At 73.4% G+C, this 2,289-nt stretch carries 1 protein-coding gene; it reads left to right on the top strand.

Going from position 1 to position 2,289, the window contains the following annotated elements; translation table 11 throughout:
- Positions 1-265: 265 nt before the first annotated feature.
- Positions 266-2,289, top strand: a 2,024-nt coding sequence (pta, locus tag AOK18_RS27400; RefSeq protein ID WP_055696073.1) for a phosphate acetyltransferase, incomplete at its 3' end; no start/stop codon positions are given.

The raw sequence follows: 2,289 nt of genomic DNA, 5'->3' as shown, positions 1-2,289 counted from the left end.
GCCCCGTCCCTCTTCCGTCCCTCTTCCGTGCCCCGGCTCCCGTGTCCCTCCCCCGCCCCGGCCCTCCCGGGACGGGTCGCGGCCGCCCGGTCCCGCCGCGTGTCCCGGTGTCGTGCCCGGCCCCTCGGGCGGGCACCCCCACCAGCGCCGGAGGTACTGTCGAGGAGGATCCGCCCGCCCCGGCGGGCGGGTGTCGTCCGGCGCCGGGAGGGCACCGGTCCCCAGGGCCAGAAGCACCGCGAGACCCCGACGAAACGGAGCACGCGTGACCCGCAGTGTGTACGTCACCGGCATCGACCGTGGCGACGGCCGCCAGGTCGTCGAACTGGGAGTGATGGAACTCCTGACCCGGCAGGTCGACCGGGTGGGCGTGTTCCGTCCCCTGGTGCACGACGGGCCGGACCGCCTCTTCGAGCTGCTGCGCGCCCGCTACCGGCTGACCCAGGACCCGGCGACCGTCTACGGCATGGACTACCAGGAGGCGTCCGCCCTCCAGGCCGAACGCGGCCCCGACGAACTGGTGTCGACGCTGGTCGACCGGTTCCACCTGGTCGCCCGCGCGTACGACGTCGTCCTCGTCCTCGGCACCGACTACGCCGACACCCAGTTCCCGGACGAGCTGTCCCTCAACGCCCGCCTGGCCAACGAGTTCGGCGCCTCGGTGATCCCCGTCGTGGGGGGCCGCCGGCAGACCTCCGAGTCGGTGCGCGACGAGACCCGCAACGCCTACAGCGCCTACCACAACCGGGGGTGCGACGTGCTGGCCATGGTGGTCAACCGGGTCGCCCGCGAGGACCGCGACGAGATCGCCGGACGGCTCGCCTCCCGGCTGCCCGTGCCCTGCTACGTGGTCCCCGACGAACCCGCGCTCGCCGCCCCCACGGTCGCCCAGATCGCCCACACCCTCGGCGCGAAGGTGGTGCTCGGCGACGACTCCGGACTGGCCCGCGACGCCCTGGACTTCGTCTTCGGCGGCGCCATGCTGCCCAACCTCCTCGCCGCCCTGACCCCCGGCTGCCTGGTCGTCACCCCGGGCGACCGCGCCGACCTGGTCGTCGGCACGCTGGCCGCGCACAGCGCCGGCACCCCGCCGATAGCCGGCGTGCTGCTCACCCTGGACGAGGTGCCCGGCGACCGCATCCTCACCCTCGCCGACCGGCTCGCCCCCGGCACCCCCGTGCTGTCGGTGCCCGGCAACAGCTTCCCCACCGCCGAGCAGCTGTTCTCCCTGGAGGGGAAGCTGAACGCGGCCACCCCGCGCAAGGCGGAGACCGCGCTCGGCCTCTTCGAGCGGTACGCCGACACCGCCGAGCTCACCCGGCGGGTCTCCGCGCCCAGCAGCGACCGGGTGACGCCGATGATGTTCGAGCACAAGCTGCTCGAACAGGCCCGTTCCGACCTGAAGCGGGTCGTCCTGCCCGAGGGCGACGAGGAGCGGGTGCTGCGCGCGGCCGAGGTGCTGATGCGCCGGGGTGTGTGCGACCTCACCCTGCTCGGGCCGGTCGACCGCATCCGCAAGAAGGCCGCCGACCTCGGCATCGACCTCGGCGACAGCCGGCTGATCGACCCGGCCGAGTCCGAGCTGCGGGACGCCTTCGCCGAGAAGTACGCCGCCCTGCGCGCGCACCGGGGCGTCAGCGTCGAACTGGCCTACGACGTCGTCTCGGACGTGAACTACTTCGGCACGCTGATGGTGCAGGAAGGGCTGGCCGACGGCATGGTGTCCGGCTCGGCGCACTCCACCGCCGCCACCATCCGGCCGGCCTTCGAGATCATCAAGACCCGCGAGGACGCGTCCATCGTCTCCTCCGTGTTCTTCATGTGCCTGGCCGACCGGGTCCTGGTCTACGGCGACTGCGCGGTCAACCCCGACCCGGACGCCGAGCAGCTCGCCGACATCGCCGTGCAGTCGGCGGTCACGGCCGCGCGGTTCGGGGTGGAACCGCGGATCGCGATGCTGTCGTACTCGACGGGCACGTCCGGCTCCGGCGCCGACGTCGACAAGGTGCGCGAGGCGACCGAGCTGGTCCGCGCGCGCCGCCCGGACCTCCGGGTGGAGGGGCCGATCCAGTACGACGCGGCCGTGGAGCCGTCGGTCGCGGCGACCAAGCTGCCGGACTCCGAGGTCGCCGGGCAGGCGACCGTACTGGTCTTCCCCGACCTGAACACCGGCAACAACACCTACAAGGCCGTGCAGCGTTCGGCCGGCGCGGTCGCGGTCGGCCCGGTGCTCCAGGGCCTGCGCAAGCCGGTCAACGACCTGTCCCGGGGCGCCCTGGTCCAGGACAT

Origin of the sequence: Streptomyces prasinopilosus, from assembly GCF_001419695.1 — a bacterium.
Lineage (GTDB): Bacteria > Actinomycetota > Actinomycetes > Streptomycetales > Streptomycetaceae > Streptomyces > Streptomyces prasinopilosus.
The sequence above is the reverse complement of the archived record's forward strand: the minus strand, read 5'-3'. Positions and strand labels throughout refer to the sequence as shown.